The organism is Streptomyces diastaticus subsp. diastaticus (assembly GCF_011170125.1).
GTDB lineage: Bacteria > Actinomycetota > Actinomycetes > Streptomycetales > Streptomycetaceae > Streptomyces > Streptomyces diastaticus.
In genome coordinates, this window is the sequence record NZ_BLLN01000002.1 from 963,027 (window position 1) to 979,572 (window position 16,546).

General features: G+C 72.6%; 14 protein-coding genes and 1 pseudogene. 8 read left to right on the top strand and 7 right to left on the bottom strand.

The annotated features are described in order from the left end of the window. The first annotated feature begins 282 nt into the window (after positions 1 to 282). The 4 genes from Sdia_RS05995 to Sdia_RS06010 all read left to right on the top strand — a co-directional run bounded on the left by Sdia_RS05995 (position 283) and on the right by Sdia_RS06010 (position 3,288). The gene (locus tag Sdia_RS05995) at positions 283 to 1,284 is read left to right on the top strand and encodes an alpha/beta fold hydrolase (protein ID WP_189501065.1); all 1,002 of its coding nucleotides are present in this window, start codon (positions 283 to 285) and stop codon (positions 1,282 to 1,284) included. Between the two features lie 135 nt (positions 1,285 to 1,419). Then, positions 1,420 to 1,878 (top strand): nuclear transport factor 2-like protein, encoded by a 459-nt coding sequence (locus Sdia_RS06000; RefSeq protein WP_100455303.1) that lies wholly within the window; start codon positions 1,420 to 1,422, stop codon positions 1,876 to 1,878. Between the two features lie 194 nt (positions 1,879 to 2,072). Continuing rightward, a complete protein-coding gene (locus Sdia_RS06005) occupies positions 2,073 to 2,663 on the top strand; it encodes a DUF7144 family membrane protein (RefSeq protein WP_100455304.1) in 591 nt (196 codons plus the stop codon). A 10-nt stretch (positions 2,664 to 2,673) separates the two neighbouring features. Beyond that, a complete protein-coding gene (locus Sdia_RS06010; protein ID WP_164494937.1) occupies positions 2,674 to 3,288 on the top strand; it encodes a DUF1707 SHOCT-like domain-containing protein in 615 nt (204 codons plus the stop codon). Between the two features lie 107 nt (positions 3,289 to 3,395). On the opposite strand, the gene Sdia_RS06015 is transcribed toward Sdia_RS06010, so the two are convergent. Together Sdia_RS06015 and Sdia_RS06020 are read right to left on the bottom strand one after the other, a co-directional pair. Then, positions 3,396 to 4,493 (bottom strand): winged helix DNA-binding domain-containing protein, encoded by a 1,098-nt coding sequence (locus Sdia_RS06015; protein WP_189501067.1) that lies wholly within the window; start codon positions 4,491 to 4,493, stop codon positions 3,396 to 3,398. 203 nt (positions 4,494 to 4,696) lie between these two features. Next, positions 4,697 to 5,275, bottom strand: coding sequence for a DinB family protein (locus Sdia_RS06020; protein ID WP_100455307.1), 579 nt, complete (start codon positions 5,273 to 5,275; stop codon positions 4,697 to 4,699). 307 nt (positions 5,276 to 5,582) lie between these two features. Here Sdia_RS06020 and Sdia_RS06025 point away from each other — a divergent pair, with 307 nt between their 5' ends. Continuing rightward, positions 5,583 to 6,647 carry a helix-turn-helix transcriptional regulator gene (locus Sdia_RS06025; protein ID WP_124287387.1) on the top strand — a complete coding sequence of 355 codons (1,065 nt, stop codon included), beginning with the start codon at positions 5,583 to 5,585 and terminating at the stop codon, positions 6,645 to 6,647. Here Sdia_RS06025 and Sdia_RS06030 read toward each other — a convergent pair. The 3 genes from Sdia_RS06030 to Sdia_RS06040 all read right to left on the bottom strand — a co-directional run bounded on the left by Sdia_RS06030 (position 6,644) and on the right by Sdia_RS06040 (position 10,100). Continuing rightward, the gene (locus Sdia_RS06030; RefSeq protein ID WP_189501069.1) at positions 6,644 to 8,914 is read right to left on the bottom strand and encodes an FtsX-like permease family protein; all 2,271 of its coding nucleotides are present in this window, start codon (positions 8,912 to 8,914) and stop codon (positions 6,644 to 6,646) included. The two genes, Sdia_RS06025 and Sdia_RS06030, sit on opposite strands and share 4 nt — an antisense overlap. After that, a complete protein-coding gene (locus Sdia_RS06035; RefSeq protein ID WP_203605488.1) occupies positions 8,911 to 9,546 on the bottom strand; it encodes an ABC transporter ATP-binding protein in 636 nt (211 codons plus the stop codon). The genes Sdia_RS06030 and Sdia_RS06035 overlap by 4 nt, the downstream gene beginning before the upstream one ends. Before the next feature lie 158 nt (positions 9,547 to 9,704). Next, positions 9,705 to 10,100: a hypothetical protein gene (locus Sdia_RS06040; RefSeq protein WP_229831679.1), complete on the bottom strand. Its 396-nt coding sequence runs from the start codon at positions 10,098 to 10,100 to the stop codon at positions 9,705 to 9,707. Positions 10,101 to 10,408: 308 nt separating this feature from the next. Here Sdia_RS06040 and Sdia_RS06045 point away from each other — a divergent pair, with 308 nt between their 5' ends. Beyond that, the gene (locus Sdia_RS06045; RefSeq protein ID WP_189501073.1) at positions 10,409 to 13,591 is read left to right on the top strand and encodes a DEAD/DEAH box helicase; all 3,183 of its coding nucleotides are present in this window, start codon (positions 10,409 to 10,411) and stop codon (positions 13,589 to 13,591) included. Between the two features lie 454 nt (positions 13,592 to 14,045). Here the strand turns inward: Sdia_RS06045 and Sdia_RS06050 are convergent, their stop codons facing one another. Together Sdia_RS06050 and Sdia_RS06055 are read right to left on the bottom strand one after the other, a co-directional pair. Beyond that, on the bottom strand, positions 14,046 to 14,237 hold the full coding sequence (locus Sdia_RS06050) for a hypothetical protein (protein ID WP_189501074.1): 192 nt from the start codon (positions 14,235 to 14,237) through the stop codon (positions 14,046 to 14,048). Positions 14,238 to 14,255: 18 nt separating this feature from the next. Beyond that, positions 14,256 to 14,545: pseudogene (locus tag Sdia_RS06055) on the bottom strand (transposase family protein); the annotation flags it as partial. Positions 14,546 to 14,766: 221 nt separating this feature from the next. On the opposite strand from Sdia_RS06055, the gene Sdia_RS06060 reads away from it, so the two are divergent. Together Sdia_RS06060 and Sdia_RS06065 are read left to right on the top strand one after the other, a co-directional pair. After that, positions 14,767 to 15,516 carry a transposase family protein gene (locus Sdia_RS06060; protein WP_191835336.1) on the top strand — a complete coding sequence of 250 codons (750 nt, stop codon included), beginning with the start codon at positions 14,767 to 14,769 and terminating at the stop codon, positions 15,514 to 15,516. Positions 15,517 to 15,556: 40 nt separating this feature from the next. Continuing rightward, positions 15,557 to 16,177, top strand: a complete 621-nt coding sequence (locus Sdia_RS06065; protein ID WP_189500463.1) for a hypothetical protein — start codon at positions 15,557 to 15,559, stop codon at positions 16,175 to 16,177. Positions 16,178 to 16,546 lie beyond the last annotated feature (369 nt).

A 16,546-nucleotide genomic window follows, 5' to 3' on the forward strand; every position in this document is an offset into this window, starting at 1 on the left:
CGGGGCCGTTACGGAGTCCGTCGAGCGCCTCTCACCGAGGTGTCGCAGATCCGGTCGATGTTTCACGTGAAACCGGATAGGCCGTGCGCGAATGTCACGTTTCACGTGAAACATCGACCGGCTGCCGATCCGCTCCGGTGCGAGCCGGCGGCTTGCCGGAGTGGCAACGAAGGTGGTCGCCGAAGGCGCGGGGCACTGATCATCGTGCGCAGGCAGCGGTGCCCGCCCCGCATCTCCTCGCGTGCGGCACCGCCCCCGTGCGCCGCTCACCCAGGAGGACCCGTGGAACCCAACTTCCAGTCAGCCGGCGCCGAAGCCGGTGCCCCCGTTCACCGCACCGTCGCCACCCCGGCGGGCCGGACCCACCTCGTGGAGCAGGGCAGCGGTCCACTCGTCCTGCTGGTGCACGGCTTCCCCGAGTCCTGGTACTCCTGGCGCCACCAGCTCCCCGCCCTGGCCGCCGCCGGGTACCGTGCCGTCGCCGTCGACGTCCGCGGGTACGGCCGTTCCTCCCGTCCCGCCGATCCGGCCGCGTACCGCATGACGGAGCTGGTCGCGGACAGCGTCGCCGTCGTCCACGCCCTCGGCGAGCGCACCGCGGTCGTCGTCGGCCACGACTGGGGCTCGCGCATCGCCGCCGACGCGGCTCTGACGAGGCCGGACGTCTTCCGCGCCGCCGCCCTCCTGAGCGTCCCCTACGAGCCGCACGGCGGGCCGCGTCCCAGTGAGGTGTTCGCGAGGATGGGCGGCGAGGACGAGTTCTACGTCTCGTACTTCCAGGAGCCCGGTCGCGCCGAGGCGGAGATCGAGCCGGACGTACGGGGCTGGCTCGGCGGGATCTACGCCGCGCTCTCCGCCGACACCATGCCCGGCCCCGACGAGCCGGACCCGCACTTCGTCACCCGGGGCGGCACCATGCGCGGGCGCTTCCCGGCCGGTCGACGTCCCGCCTGGCTCACCGAGGCGGACCTGGACTTCTACGCGGGCGAGTTCGAACGGACCGGGCTGACCGGCGCGCTCAACCGCTACCGGAACATGGACCGCGACTGGGAGGACTTCGCCGCGTACGAGGGCGCGCCGCTCACCCAGCCGACCCTCTTCCTCGGCGGTGCCCTCGACGCCTCCACCACCTGGCTCAGCGCCGCCATCGACGCCTACCCCCGCACGCTCCCCGGGCTGGTCGCCTCGCACCTGCTCGACGGCAGCGGTCACTGGCTCCAGCAGGAACGCCCCGCCGAGGTGAACCACCTGCTGACCACCTGGCTCGCCGGGCTGCCCGGCTGAGGGCGCGGCCCCTGGCCGGCCCTTGTCCCGGCAGGGTGCCGTCCCGAAGAATGCGGGCGGCCCGCGCCCAGGTCGTGCGGGCCTGCCGCAGACCTCGCGCCCGCCCGCCGCGCGGGCCCCTCGACAGGAGTCACCGTGTCCGACCCCGCCTCCTCCGCCACGGCGGCCCGCTTCCGCGCCGCCGTCGAGACCGCGACCACCACCGGCGACCTCACCGGGTTCCGCCCGCTGTTCCGCCCGGACGTCCGCCTGTACAGCCCCGTCTCCTTCAAGCCGTTCGAGGGCGAGGAGATGGTGCTCGGACTCCTCGGAGTCCTCGTCCGCACCTTCGAGGACTTCCGCTACATCGGAGCCTTCACCGGGGAGGCGGCCACCAGCCACGACCGCGACGCCCCGGGCGGCCCGGCGGACGTCCTGCTGTTCCGGGCCGCCGTGGACGGCAAGGAGATCCATGGGATGGACCTGCTCCACTTCGACGAGGCCGGACTGATCAAGGAGATCACCGTCATGGTCCGGCCCCAGTCGGCCGTCCAGGCCCTCGGCCAGGCGGTCCTGCGCGGCCTGGTGGAAGCGGGGCTCGTCCCCGGGGAGTGAGGGAGCGGGGAACGGGCGAGCGGCACGGCTCCCCTGGCGCCCGGGGCGGCCACGACGGCCCCGGGCGCGTCATCCCAACGGCCCCCGCCAGATCGTGCCCGGCCCCGCAGCGCCGAAGGCTCACAGGACAGGACCGCTCAGGACCGCTCAGGGCTCAGCCGCCTCGAGTCCCGACCCTGCCGAGGAGCCACCCGATGACCTCCCCGCCCGATCCCGGCGCCCACTCCGACCCCGAGCAGCCGCGCCCCGTACCGCCGGCTCCGCCCCAGTTCGGCAGCGGGCTGCCCGGGCTGGAGCAGGCGGACGAGCCGTGGCAGCGCCTCGACGGACCCTCCGCCCCGGCGCCCGCCCCCGACCCGCACGGCGGCTGGCGCACCGAGGGCCTGGTCTTCGCGGGCGTCCTGATGCTCTGCCAAGGCGTCCTCGCCGCCCTCCAGGGCGTCGCGGGCCTGGTCGGCGACCCGTTCTACGAGGAGGTGGCCGACTACACCTACCGGATCAGCCTCACCGGCTGGGGCGTCATCCACCTCGTCCTCGGCGTGGCCGTCGCCGTCACCGGCGCGGGCATCCTCCGGCGCGCCCGCTGGGCGAGGCTGCCCGGCCTCTTCTTCGCCGCGCTGAGCCTCGTCGCCCAGTTCCTCTTCCTGCCCTACCAGCCGGTGTGGTCGATCATCGTGATCGCCCTGGACGTCTTCATCATCTGGGCCCTCGCCTCCGCTCCGGGCGGCGGAGCGGGGAACGGGCGCCGCCGCAAGGGCATCGCCCGTCCGAACCCCAGTCCGTAAGATGCGGGCCATGACGGCCGACGCCTCGAACACACCAGTCCCGCGGGACCAGCTCCGCGTCTCCCACGACGAGCGTGACAAGGTCGTGGAGCAGCTCCGCGACGCGGCCGCCGACGGGCGGCTGGACATCGACGAACTGGAGGACCGCGTCGGCCGCGCCCTCACCGCCAAGACCTACGGCGAGCTGGCCCCCCTCACCGCCGACCTCCCCGTGCCCGCGGCCCACACCCCGATCCCGCCGCTGGTCATCAAGAGCGGCATGCAGGGGGCCTCCCGTACCGGCCGCTGGAAGGTTCCCGCCAAGATCACCGCACACGGCGGCATGGCGGGTGTCCGCCTCGACTTCACCCGCGTCGAATGCCCTCTCCCCGAGGTCGAGATCGAGGCGTACGGCGAGATGGCCGGCGTGACGATCGTCGTCCCCGAAGGCTGGTTCGTGGACTCCGACGGCGTCGACCCCGGCATAGGCGGCCTCCGCAACAAGACCCTCCACCCCGAGACCCGCACCCCCGGCACCCCCGTCATCCGCGTCACCGGTACCGGCGGCATGGCGGGCGTCACCATCCGCCACCCGAACTACCTGGAACGGCGGAGGCTGGAGAAGGCGAAGGCGCAGGGACGATAAGGGGACGCACGGCCCCACCGTGACAAGGGGGCCCGGGGAGTCGCCCACCACCACGGCCGGGGCGTCAGGTGCATGTCCCCGCGAGGGCGCGGTGTGAGGGCGCCGCCTCAGGCGGCGACGATCCCGGCCCTCGCGTCCTTTCCCTCCGACAGGAACATCGCCACGCCCCGCCCCTCCTCCGTCACCTCGTCCTTCTCCGCCCGCGTCAGCCGCCGCACAGGGCGCACCACCACCCCCGTCTCCCCGGCCGACCACGTCGCGGCCACGCGCCCGTCCACCAGCACCATCCGCTCCCCGGCCACCGACAGCCCGCGGTGGGCGTCGTCGATGACGCGGGAGCGGTCGTGGTAGCCGAGGACGGCGTTGTCGAAGGCGGGCAGGAAGCGGACCGGGGCCGGAGTGCCGGAGTCGGGACGGGGAGCGTCGGGGAGGTCGAGGAGAAGGCGGCCGCGTTCGTCCCGGAAGGAGACCAGCTCGTCCCGGACGGCGGCCACCGCCGACGGCAGCCCGGCCAGGCCGCACCAGGCGCGCAGATCCGCGGAGGCGGCCGGACCGTACGCGGCCAGGTAGCGGCGTACCAGGGCCTCCCCGGCCCGGTCGGCCCCGCCCGGCGCCGGCGGCGGCGCGATGTCGCGGCCGAGCCAGGTGGTGAGCGGGAGGTTGCGGACGCCGGCCTTCTGGCGCCACAGGCCGCGCGGCGGGAGCTGCGCCATCGGGACCAGCGCGGCCACCACCATCTCGCCGAGCGCCCGTTTCCCCGGCTCCGGCCAGCGGCCGACCAGTTCCCGCGCCACCTCGGCCATCGTGCGGGGCCGGCCGTCGGCCATGACCGCCCGGGCCGCCTCGGCCAGGTCGTCGAGGTCGACGCCGGCGAGTTCGGCGCGGTAGACCCCGAGGACCCGCTGGCGCAGCATCGCCTCGTGACGGCCGCGCCAGGCCAGCGCGTCCTCTGCGGTGACGAGGTGGACGGTGCGGCGCATGAGATGGGTCCGCACCACCTGCCGCCCGGTGAGCAGCGCCGACAACTCCGCCGGGGCGAAGGCGCGCAGCCGTGCGTGGAGGCCGACGTACGGCTCCTGCGGCTCCTGCGCCTGGAGGCCGCCGAGGTGGGACACGGCGTCGAGGGGCCGAAGGCCCGCCCGGTCCAGCAGCAGCTGGCGGGCCAGCGTGGCGCGGTTGAGCGCACGGGTGGAGAGGACGGTCATCGTGGGTGACTCCCCGGGGCGGTCTCGTGCTCGTCCATGTCCCAGCCTCTCCTGTGTCGGGCGTGTGGCGTGTCGACGGGGGCGCCGCCCTCCGGGCCGGCTCGCGGCCGTGAGCCGGCTGCCGCCCGGCGGCCGTGAGCCGGCTGCCGGGCGGGGGCCGTGAGCCGGCTGCCGGGCGGGGGCGCCGGGCGGAGGACGGGAGGTCAGCTCGCGGTCCGCCCGTCGAGCGTCTCGCGGAGGATGTCGGCGTGGCCCGCGTGCTGCGCCGTCTCGGCGATGATGTGCGCGATCACCCGGCGCACGCTGCGTACCTCACCCGGAGCGTGCCACGGCACTTCCGGCAGCGCGTACGTGGTCGACAGGTCGGGGACGGAGGCGATGACCTCGTCGGTGCGCGCGGCCGCCTCCTCGTACCGCTCGACGACCCCCGCCAGCGTCTCGCCCGGCAGCATCCGGAACTCGTCCGCGCGCTCGGTCATCCAGCGGGGCAGTTCCCGGGCGGTGCCGGCGGCGATGTCGGCCCAGGTCACCCCGTCCGGCAGGTCGAACGGCAGCGCGGACGGGCCCTCGGCCATGAAGCGCGCCCACAGCTCCTCCACGGCGGTGACGTGCTTGACCAGCCCGCCCAGGCAGAGCGCGCTGACGGTCGGCCGCTGCCCGGCCTCGCCGTCGCCGAGCCCGGCCACCGCCGCGGCCAGCGCCCCGCGCACGGACGCGAGCGCCCCGAGCAGGTCGGTACGTTCCGGGTCGAGCGGGGTGGAAGTGGTGGTCGTCGCAGCCACAGGGGCCGCCTCCTTCGGGAAGGTGTGCGGATGTGCCGATGTGCCCAGGCACGCGGGTGCCGATGTGCCGATGTGCCGATGTGCGGAGGGCGTTCATGTGTGACCGCGCAGTCATGTGTGACCGCGCAGTCGCGCGCGCATGGCGGGCTCGCGGGTGGTGCAGGGGCCGACGCGGCGGCGGGCCGACGGATCGTCGGGGTCTTCCCGCCGGGCTGCCCCGGGATTGCTCTCTCGCCCCGCGCACACCCCCACCGTCGCACCGGAAGAGGCCAGGATGTGTCCGCTACTCCGGTGCACCATGGGAGTCATGCGGAAAACCTCGGCACGGCTGCTGGCCCTGCTCTCGCTGCTCCAGGCCCGACGGGAATGGCCGGGCGCGCTGCTCGCCGAACGCCTCGACGTCAGCCCGCGCACCGTCCGCCGCGACGTCGACCGCCTGCGCGAACTCGGCTACCCCGTCGCCGCCGTGAAGGGCCCCGACGGCGGCTACCGGCTCGGCGCCGGTACGGAGTTGCCCCCGCTGCTCTTCGACGACGACCAGGCGGTCGCGCTCGCCGTCGCCCTCCAGACCGCCGCGATGACCGGAGCCGGGATCGAGGAGGCCGCGGCCCGCGCCCTGACCACCGTCCGCCAGGTCCTGCCCGCGCGGCTGCGCCACCGGATCGACGCCCTCCGGATCACCGCCGTCGACCGCCCCGGGAACGTCCTCGCCCCGCAGGCCGACACCGAGGTACTCCTCGCTCTCAGCACCGCCGTCCGCGCCCGCGAAACCCTCCGGTTCGACTACCGCGCACCGGACCACGCCCCGGCGTCGCGCCCCGGCACGCCCCCGCCGCCACGCCGGGCGGAGCCGCACCACCTGGTCACCTGGGGCGGCCGCTGGTACCTCGTCGCCTGGGACCTCGACCGCGAGGACTGGCGTACCTTCCGCGTCGACCGCCTCACCCCGCGCATCCCCACCGGCCCCCGCTTCACCCCGCGCGAGCTCCCCGGCGGTGACGTGACCGCCTACGTCGCCACGCGCTTCCGGGGCGCACACCACCCCGACTCCGCCCCGGACTGGCCCTGCCGGGGAGAGGTCGTCCTCCACCGGCCCGCCCCCGAGGTCGCCGGCTTCGCCCACGACGGCGTCGTCGAGGAACTCGCCCCGGACCGCTGCCGGCTCACCCTCGGCTCCTGGTCCTGGCCGAGCCTCGCCGCGCTCATCGGCCGCTTCGACGCCGACTTCGAGATCGTGGGCCCACCGGAGCTGTCGGCGGCGTTCGCACGACTGGGCAGGCGCTACGCACAGGCGGCGGCCCGGAGCACACCCGGCACGCCCGGACCGCCCCACAGGCCCGGTACCTCGGACGCGCACGCCGACACCCCCTAATCCCGCCGCAGCACAGCAGGATCGAGGTGCCGCCGGGCCATCGGCAGCGCGGCCAGCGCGGCCACCAGCAGCACGCCGAGCCCGCTGAGCAACAACAACGGGAGTCCCTCCCCGTCCCAGAACACGGCCCCGCCGCCCGTGACCAGGTAACTGGACTCGGCCAGCCGCCCGGCCACCAGCGCCCCGCCGATCCCGACTCCCAGTGGCAACAACACCTGCGCGCACTGCGCGGCCCGCAGGGTCCGGGCCCGGATGCCGAGCAGGGTCAGAGTGGCCGTCCGGCGCCGCCGGTCCATGGCACGGTCCGCCGCCGACACCAGGAAGGCGGCCACCCCGATGACCAGACCGAGCACCATTCCGGCCCCCAGCAGGCCCTTGACCGCCTCCAGTTGACGGAGCGACTCGATCACGGTGCCGACGGGGTCGATCTGCGCCGTGGGCGCGATCCCGGCGAGCCGGTCCAGCGTGGCGCGGACCGCTTCGGGTTCGGGAGCGCCACTGAGCAGGAGCTTGGCGTCGGCGAAGTGCGACCCGGGAGGCAGGGCCTTCGGCGGGACGAGGAGGACGGCTGAGGAGAGGTGGGAGGGCTGCGCGACGCTGAAGGTGACGGTCTCCTCCGGGACCGTGAACCGCGCGCTTCCCGCTGCCCGCCCCGCCGCGTTCCGCAACTCGACCGAGTGAGTGCTTCCGGGCCTCCGCGTGTCCTGCGGGTGCGCGACAGGATCGTGCAGGGCAAGGGTGCGGCCGTCCACGCAGCCGCGCATGGTCCCCGGCCGGACGAACTTCTCCAACTGCGCACAAGTGGCGCTCACGATCTCCCCGTCCCGCGACGCCACCTCGGCGACCACCGCGTGCCCGGAGATCCCCTCCGTCCCCGCCATCGCCGCCCGTTGCTCCGCCGGCGCCTCCACGAACGGGACCGCGTACTCCTGGCTCGGCGCTGTCCGGCGGCTCACCTGGTCGATCTCGACGAGCACACCCTGGGTGAGGGAAGCCGCGTAGACCAGGAGGACGAGTCCGCTGACCACGCGGAGGGCGGCGCCCGGTGCCGTCTCATGGCTCCGCATCGCCAAGGTGAGCGGCAGCCGCTGAGTGGTGGCGGCCACCCGGGCGGCCAGCCAGGCCGTGACCGGCGGCAGGGCGACCACGAGTCCCGCCCCGGTCAGCAGAGCACCGGCCGGCACCAGGAAGGAGGTGAGGGCGCTCGGCTCGACGTGGACACCGAGGACCCCGAGGACGCAGTACGTGGTGACGATGCCAAGGCCCGGCAGGATCAGCAGCGCCGCCGGCCACCGCCGCGGTTCCGCCGGCCGCGCCTGGCGGCGGACGGCCAGGGGACGCAGGGCGGCCTCCCCGGCATGCCTCCTCCCGGCGAGGTACGCCAGGGCGGGGCAGCCGAGCAGACAGGCGGCCAGCGTCCCGGCCGACGCCGACCCGTCGGCCGGGTACCACGCGAGCCCCACCCAGCCGGTGGGCGCGACGAAGGCGTTGCCCAGCAGATGCAGCCCGATCCCCAGCACGGCCCCGACGACGGCGGCGCAGAGAGTCTCCACCGCGCTCACCCGCATCGTGTCCCGCGCGCTCAGTCCGAGCAGCCGCAACGCCGCGAGCCGCCGCGACCGGGCCTCGGCGGAGAGCCGCACGCAGACCGACAGGTAGACGAAGAGCGGCAGCAGAACGAGGCAGCAGAGCGTGAATCGCAGTGGCGCGACGGTACCGTCATCGATCGCCGCCTCGTCGGGCGACACCCAGCGAGACCCGTACCCGAGCACCCCCTCCGCCTCACCGGCCGGCAGTTGCGCCCGCGCGCGCCCCACGTACGCGTACAACTCCTGCGGGCCGGTGAGCCCGGCGGGCCCGATGGTGCCGACGATGGCCCCGGGCAGCGCCGCCTTGAGCGCGGGGCGCTCGGCGAGCAGTTCCCGCAACGCGGGGGAGACCACCACTTCGCCCGGCTCCGGAATTCGTTCCACCCCTGGCGGGACGGGGGCCGTCCCGCGCGTCGGCGGGGCGACGAAGACCCGGGTGAGCGGCCGGGAACCGAAGGGGTCCTTGCGTTCCAGGAGGAGCGCACCGGAGGTGGGCCCCTTCTGCGCCGTGCGCCCCGCCGCCCGGCCGTCGTGCGCGGCAAGGACCGCCGGAATGCTCAGCACGGCGGCGAGACACGCCACGCCGAGCGCGCAGCCGAGGACCATGAGCAGGAAACGGACGCGGGTGGCGCGGGAGCCCCGGACGACCAGCCGCAGGCCGAGGGAGAAGGGGGTCACAGGGCGCTCCCGGAGGCGGGCCCGCCCGCGGTGTCCGTACGGACGCCTCGGCCGAGGCTGATGCGGCCGTCACACATCTCGTATCGCCGGTCCGCGTGTGCGGCGACCCCTTCGTCATGCGTGACGAGCAGTACGGCGGTGCCGCGGTCCCTGGCGAGCGTGAGGAACTCGTCCAGCACCGCCGCCGCGTTGACGGAGTCCAGCGCACCCGTGGGCTCGTCGGCGAACACGACGGCGGGCTGGTGTGCCAACGCCCTGGCCACCGCGACCCGTTGAGCCTGCCCACCGGAGAGCTGGGAGACACGCCGGTCCGCGAACCCGCCCATCCCCAGCCGCTCCAGCACGGGCCTCACCGCCCGGTGGGCCGGGCCCTTCCGCCGGCCGGCGAGACGCAGCGGCAGCGAGGCGTTCTCCTCCACGGTCAGCTCGGGCAGCAGCTCGCCGTGCTGGAAGACGTAGCCGAAGCGCTCACGCCGCAGCGCGGACAACTCCTCGTCCCCGAGCGACCCGTACTCCCGCCCTCCGAAGCTCACCGAACCCGCGGACGGGGCCAGAACCCCGGCCAGGCAGTGCAGCAGGGAACTCTTGCCGGACCCGCTGCTGCCGGTGACCGCCACGACCTCTCCCGGCATGAGCGCCAGGTCGACGCCCCGCACGGCACGCTGAGCGCCGTAGCGGACCTCAACGTTCACGGCACGGAGTACGGGGGAGGACTCGGGGACATGAAGGAGCTCTTCCTCGGCTGGTGAGCGGGCAGCGCCACCAGCGATCCACCTGATGACCGGATGGCTCATCGCTTGTGGTGCAGCGTCCGTGTGCAGTTGTCGGGACGCAGCGATCCGCGATCCCTGCAAGCCCGGATCCAGGCGTTGCTCACGTACAGGGCCGCCCCGTCGTAGACCTCCTTCTGGATCCTGACGGTCTTCCTCTGCTGTCCGTTGAAGCGCCGCCAGCTGTAGCCCTCGACCCTCGCCTGCACGTAGACGTTGTGGCCGTCGGCAGCGTTGTCGTCCTGCAGGTCCACCTTGAACCCGAAGCCCCCATGCTTGGTGAACTTGGGATACATCGTGTACTTGCCGTTCTTGAGGACGACTCCCTCGCTCCTCAGCTTGGGCATGGTGTGCCACGCGTCCGCCACAGCACTCCCCGCACCCGTGAGAAAGAGTCCAGCAGCCAGTACAGCCACCGCTGACCTGCGCATTGTTGCCTCCGACAGTGATGACGCAATCGATTAATCACGGAGAGTACGCGGCCGGTTGCCCAAAGCCGCCACCCTGCAAGGCCCTTCACCCGATGGGAGTGAGGCGGAACATTTCCGCAGGGCGCCCGGTTGCCAGAACCTCCTGTGAGCACGGCTGACGGGGCGAGAGCAAGGCCCGGCCACCGGGCCGGTCACCGGGCCAACGGCCTCGCCCCTCCGCGGAACGGCCTGTCCGGTCCCGAGCTGGGCCCAACCGCCTGCGGAGCCTGATCAAGGGATGCCACAGTGCTGTCATGCGCGGTGACGAGGCTGGCAGGGGCGAGACCGTGGCCGAGCTGGCGCTGAGCAGATGGCAGGCCGTTCTCGCGGGACGGGGCCCGGCCCGGTTCGCGGAGCCCGGCTGGACGTACGGAGAAGTGGTCGTCCGCCCCTGCCCTCAGTGCGGCGGCGAACTGCACGCGCTGCGCAAGCCGTACGAGTCGAACGGACGCGGCTACCAGTACACGGCTCTCGTCTGCCCGGGCTGCTCGGCTCCCTTCACCCTCGCGGACCTCGGGGTGAAGCGGTACGACGAGCTGGCGGGTGGGGGCAAGCGGCGACCGGCGCCGGTGACGGTCCCGTTCGGTACGCCGCCGCACGGCCCCTGCCAGGAGAAACCGGGAGCCACCGGCACCGCCGTCAACGCGCCGGCCCAGCCGCGCCGGAGGAAGCCGGAAAGCGGCCCCGGCACGTGGCCGGAGGACCAGCCGGTCGCCGAGCGGCGCGAGAGCCGCGCCCTGTGGTGGTGCATGACGGCCGACCCGCGGTGGCGCCCGCCCGAGGCGGCGCTCGACGCGGCCGACGACGTACGCGTGATCCTGCCGGAAGACCCGCGGTACGAGGAGCTGAGGGGCTGGTTGCGGGCACGGGACGTCCCTTGTCGCGTCAGCCCGTACTGGGAGGAGACCGGCCTGGTGAGCACGGTGAACGACCTGGGCGGGCGTACGGAGTTGCTGGTCGTCGGGGCTCCCGGGTCCGCACCGGCCGCCGGGCCGTGGGCGGTGGCGGCGCGGGACGCGTTCGCCGCCCAGTGGGACGCGCTCGACGAGCTGCCGCGGACCGACGCGGACGGTCACGTGCCGGTCGGCGAACTGGTGCCCGAGGAGTGGGCGCCCCTGCTGCCCTACCCGTCGTTCAACCCGATGCAGGCCGTCGCCGTCCCCGTCGTCCTCAAGGACTCCGCGCACCTGGTGGTCGTCGCGCCGACGGGGGCGGGCAAGACCCCGATCGGGATGGTCGCCGCGCTCGACGCGTTCGCGCGGGGCCGCAAAGCGGCCTGGCTCGTGCCGCAGCGTTCGCTGACCGACGAACTCGACCGTGAGCTGGCGGCCTGGCGGCGCCGTGGCCTGCGCGTGGTCCGCCTCACCGGGGAGGCGGCCGTGGACACGGAACTCATCCGGTCGGCCGACGTGTGGGTCGCCACCACCGAGAAGTTCGAGGCGATCTGCCGCGCCGGATCACTGCGGGACGCCCTCGCGGAGGTCGCCTGCCTGGTCGTCGACGAGATCCATCTGCTCGGTGACCCCGTGCGCGGAGCCGTGCTGGAGGCGCTGCTCAGCCGCGTCAGGGAGGACAGCTCCGCCACCCGCATCGTCGGTCTCTCCGCGACGGTCGCCAACGCCGACGAGGTCGCCGAGTGGCTGGGCGCCCGCATACTCCGCACCACCTGGCGCCCCACCCGGCTCACCTGGCAACTGCCCGTGCTGACCCCGGTCGACGAGGCGGACTGGCAGGGCCGCGCCAGAGTGAGGACCGCCGCGGCCGTGCGTATCGCCCGGCAGGTCACCGAGGACGGCGGGAGCGTGCTCGTCTTCTGCGGCAGCAAGCGCCGCGTACGGTCGACGGCGCTCGCGCTGGCCGCCGACCGGGGCGTGCCCACCGCGGGGGCCGACGCCGACGACGCCGAGACGGTGGAACGACTGTGCAGCGAGGCCGGAGTCCGGATCCACTACCGGGACTGGCCGTACAAGCGGGAGGCCGAGCAGGCGTTCCGGGCCCGTGAGGCGGAGGTCCTGGTCGCCACGTCCACCGTCGCCGCGGGGGTCAACCTCCCCGCCCGCGCGGTGATCGTCAGCGACACCACCATCGGCCTGGACCGGATCGAGGTCTCCATGGTCCAGCAGATGTTCGGCCGCGCCGGACGCATCGGTGCCGGGGAGCGCGAGGGCTGGGCCTTCCTGCTGACCGACCCGAGCGAACGCCCCCACTGGCAGGCCCGGTTGGCCGCGGGATACACCGTGCGGTCCCGCCTGGCCGATCGCCTGGCGGACCACCTCCTCGCCGAGGCCGTGCAGCAGCGGCTGTCGACGCTCGACGACGCGGAACGCTGGTGGAACGGCACCTTCGCCGCACACCAGGGCAACGACAGCGTCGAGCCCCTGCGCGAGACGGCACGCTTCCTCACCACGGCGGGCTGCCTGCGCCCCACCGGCGACACCGAACTGCTGGAGCCCAGCGCCCTCGGCCAGTTGACCAGCCGCTTCATGGCCGACACCGTCCTCGCCGACGAACTGACCACGGCCCTGGGGCGACTTCCCGTACCCGAGGACCCGTTCACCGCGGAACAACTCCTCACGACCGTACTCGGCCAACGCCTCCCCGCACTCGAACAAGCACCCTTCACCGACCGGGCCCGCGCCGCGCTGACCCGGGCGCTGCGGCAGATCGAGCGTGAGCGGGAGGGAGCCCACGCCGACGACCCGTGGAGCCTCGGCACGCCGCCGGCGCCCGACGAGGAGGAGACGGCCCCGCGTCCCGCCGACTTCTCCCGTGCCGTACTGCTGCTGACGGCCACCCGCCCCCACCTCTTCCGCGGCCGTCCCTCCTACGTCCTCGGTATCCCCGTCGAATCCATGACGGGGATCCTGGAGGAGGCCGAGCGCTATCTGGCCTGGCTGGGCGCTCAGGGGCAACTCGGCACGGTCCACCCCTGGGTGGCGATCGTCGCCGGTGACCTCGCCAAACGCATCCGCTGGCGCTCCCTGGAGCCCGCCCGAGGCGCCGGCCGCCTGCTGTGGATGTGCGAACAGATGGCCACTCCGCCCTCCGCCCCCACCCTGGTCCCCCGCCTGTGGCACGCCGCCCGCCGCCGCGACATCACCACCCCCGACTGGCCCGGCACCACCGCACCGACCGACTGCGCCCTGCCCCCCGACCGCTACCGCCGTCTCCTCACGGACCGGGCCGGCACCTCCCGGCTCACCCTCGACGTGGCCGCCCACACAGCCGTGATCACCGCACCGCCCGGCACCACCGTCCGCCTGTGGAACGGGACGACTGCCACCCTCCACCACACGGAGACCGAGCCGACCACCCTGCCCCTGCCGCCACCATGGCCCGACGACACATCGGCCGGCCGGACCGGAGCAGCGCTCTTCACCCGGGGAGACCACCGGGCCACCGGGTGGCTGGAGGCTTACGGGGGCATACGGCCCTGAGCGGCACGCGACCGGACACACCGGTCACCGTCGAAGCGAGCCGGTGACCAACAGATCAGGCCGCTGAGCCCGGCCGACCCCGTGATCACGACCACCATCGACGGACGGTACCCGGGCCGTGGCCACGCGGAATCACGCACACGGAAACAGGCGAGGTGCCCACCGGAACCGGTAGACACCTCACCTGCTGTTTCACCTGTCGGGGTGGCGGGATTTGAACCCACGACCTCTTCGTCCTCGAATGAGGGTCGGGCGAGATCCTGAGCGGCCAAGATGGGTATCAGTGCTGGTCAGGGCCTTGGTCCTGAATGCTTTCGCGTGGTTTCGGCGAGCTTCCAGATGAAGATCATCTCCCAGATTTCTCCCACGCTGGGCGGCGATGATGCCTGGGCAGCGATCGTGTGCAACGTTGCGTGAGCAAGTTTGCGCCAGGTGTTGGGATCCTTGACGCGCTTCAGCAGCGCGGTTGCCCCTCGGGGAAGACTGTCGACCTGGATGCAGCAGTCATCATGGGGCGTGGGAGGAACTGGGCGAAGCCGGAGTCGATGGAGCTGCCTGCAGAGGCCACCAGCTTGATCGCGTCCTGTTTGAACTCTTCCGGATACCGAGCTGTACCCACCGCGCGCACCTCCACGTCGGATCGCACGATCCGATGCTATGAAGATGTCTCGTCGAGCAGTACGTACTCCGGTTCGTGCTCGCGAAGCACCTTGAGCAGGCCAGGCGCGCACGGCTGGGAGGTCAATCACCGTGACGGTGTAGGCGTTGGCGGTGCCGACCGTATTTCCAAGCCGGCCGCCATCTGGGTCAGGGTGTCTGTTTGTGCTTGCGCAGGTACACGAGACAGACGAGCGCGCGTTGGTGCGGCGGGAGCTTGCAGCGGCGGTCACCCTCGCGGGTGACGATGAGCCTAGTGACCCACTCGACCAACACGTGGGGCAGGTCGAGTGGGATACAAGACCCAGGAGGCACCTGTGCTGATGAGCTGAGACTTCGAACACCTTCCTCAACGGCACGGGTGCCTCGTGCGTTGCGTCCTCGTCGCCGTCACTCCATTAGTGAGCTTCTTCGAGTTGGCCACCGATCGGGTGACGGTTTGCGTAGCGCAACGAGCGAGGCCCCCGAGCTGTTGATCGAGATGTCTGACGTCTCAACAACACTGCTCGGGGGCCTCGGTGGTTATCTATCCTGCCGCACTCGACCTGCCGCATGCCCTCGTGGAGTGGGTGACCATGCTGGTCGTCACCCGTGAGGGCGACCGGCGCTGCAAGCTCCGTCCGTCTCAGCGTGCGATGGCGGCACTGGTGTACCTGCGCGAGCACACCACCCTGGCGAAGATCGCTGCAGGTTTCGGCATCAGCGAGTCCACCGCGCACGCGTACACCACTGCGGTCATCGACCTGCTCGCGGAACGCGCTCCGGGTCTGCTGAAAGTTCTGCGCGAGACCGACCCGGACTTCGCCCTGCTGGACGGCACGCTGGCCGAGTGCGACCGGGTCGGGGACGGCCGGGCCGACTACTCCCACAAACACCGCCGGCACGGAGTGAACGTGCAGTTGGTCACCGACCCCGGCGGCCGGCTGCTGTGGCTCTCCCCAGCACTGCCGGGCCGGACCCATGGCCTGACCGCCGCCCGCGCCCACCGGATTATCCGCATCTGCGAGCGTCAGGACGTCCCCCTCCTGGCGGATCTCGCCTACCAGGGCGGCGGGCCCTGGTTGACCACGGGCATCAAACGCAGACCCCTGCAGGACCTGACTCCTACCGAGAAGACCCTCAACAGGGCACTGGCCGAGGCGCGAGCACCGGTCGAGCGAGGCGTCGCCCGCCTGAAGTCCTGGCGCATTTTCCGCCGGTCCCGATGCAGTCCCAACCGCATGACGTCAATCGCCAAAGCCATCCTCACCCTGGAGCGTCAACGCTGAAGAAGCTCAGTGGGTCCGGCATCATCCCCATGTGATTGTGATGCAAGCCGTTCTGGAGATCTCCGCAGCCGACGACTTCGCGCTCTGGCCTGTTCGCGAGCACGAGTCATATGGCTACCTCGTGCTGAACGGGGAGCTCACTCCGGCGGAGGTCGGCACGGCGGTTATGCAGATCGCCGACTGCAACGACTTCGAGCCGGAGGAGGAGCACGGGCCGTGCCCGACCGACCCGCTCGGCGCCTTCCTGCACGGCTTGCTCACCATGCCTGACTTGTTCGCCGCCGGCGGCTTCCGGGTGACCGACAACGCCACCGACATCGTCTTCGTCGAGCCGGGCTGCTGCAACGGCTTGGAGACCTGGCGCGACTGGCTGGAGGTGCTCAACGGCACCGGCTGCGCCTACTTCGGCCACGATCCGTCCTCGACGGCTGAACGTCTTGGAGACATCGTCCGGCTGACGCTCGACGCCCACAAGACGGACAGCAGCCTGGTGATCGAGCTGTCGGTAGACCAGATAGGCACGCTCGTCACCGGCGCCCAGCAGGATTTGCAGGACTTCCTCAGCCTTGCCGAAACCTGGGCTGAACAACACCTGCCGGCACACGCTGCCGCCGTCACTGCCGCCCTGGCACGGGCACTGGACCTGGTGCCTACATCATGACCAGCTTCGTGACCCACCGAGCTCGCGTGCACGACGCCCGGCTCCCTCTCCACCGGCGGCACAGCGCGTTGCGCACTTGCCTCACCATTTTTGCTCCCTACGGCTTGCGGGCGACATACCACCACCTCACGCTCAGCGCGGCGATCCCCCGTCGGTTGGAGGCGGACCCGGACGCGCTAGCTGTTCTGTCCGGGGCGGTGGAGGAACTGCACGAGGCGCGGGTGCTGTGGCTCGTGCGGGCAGACGAGTACGCAGCGCAGCGCCGGGCTGAGAAGCAGGCTGGGCGGCGGGCTGTACCGAACCCTCGGCCGTGGTGGCTGCAGAGCTGGTGGGAAGGCCCCGACCGGGCCTGGTTCGAAGACCCGTTTC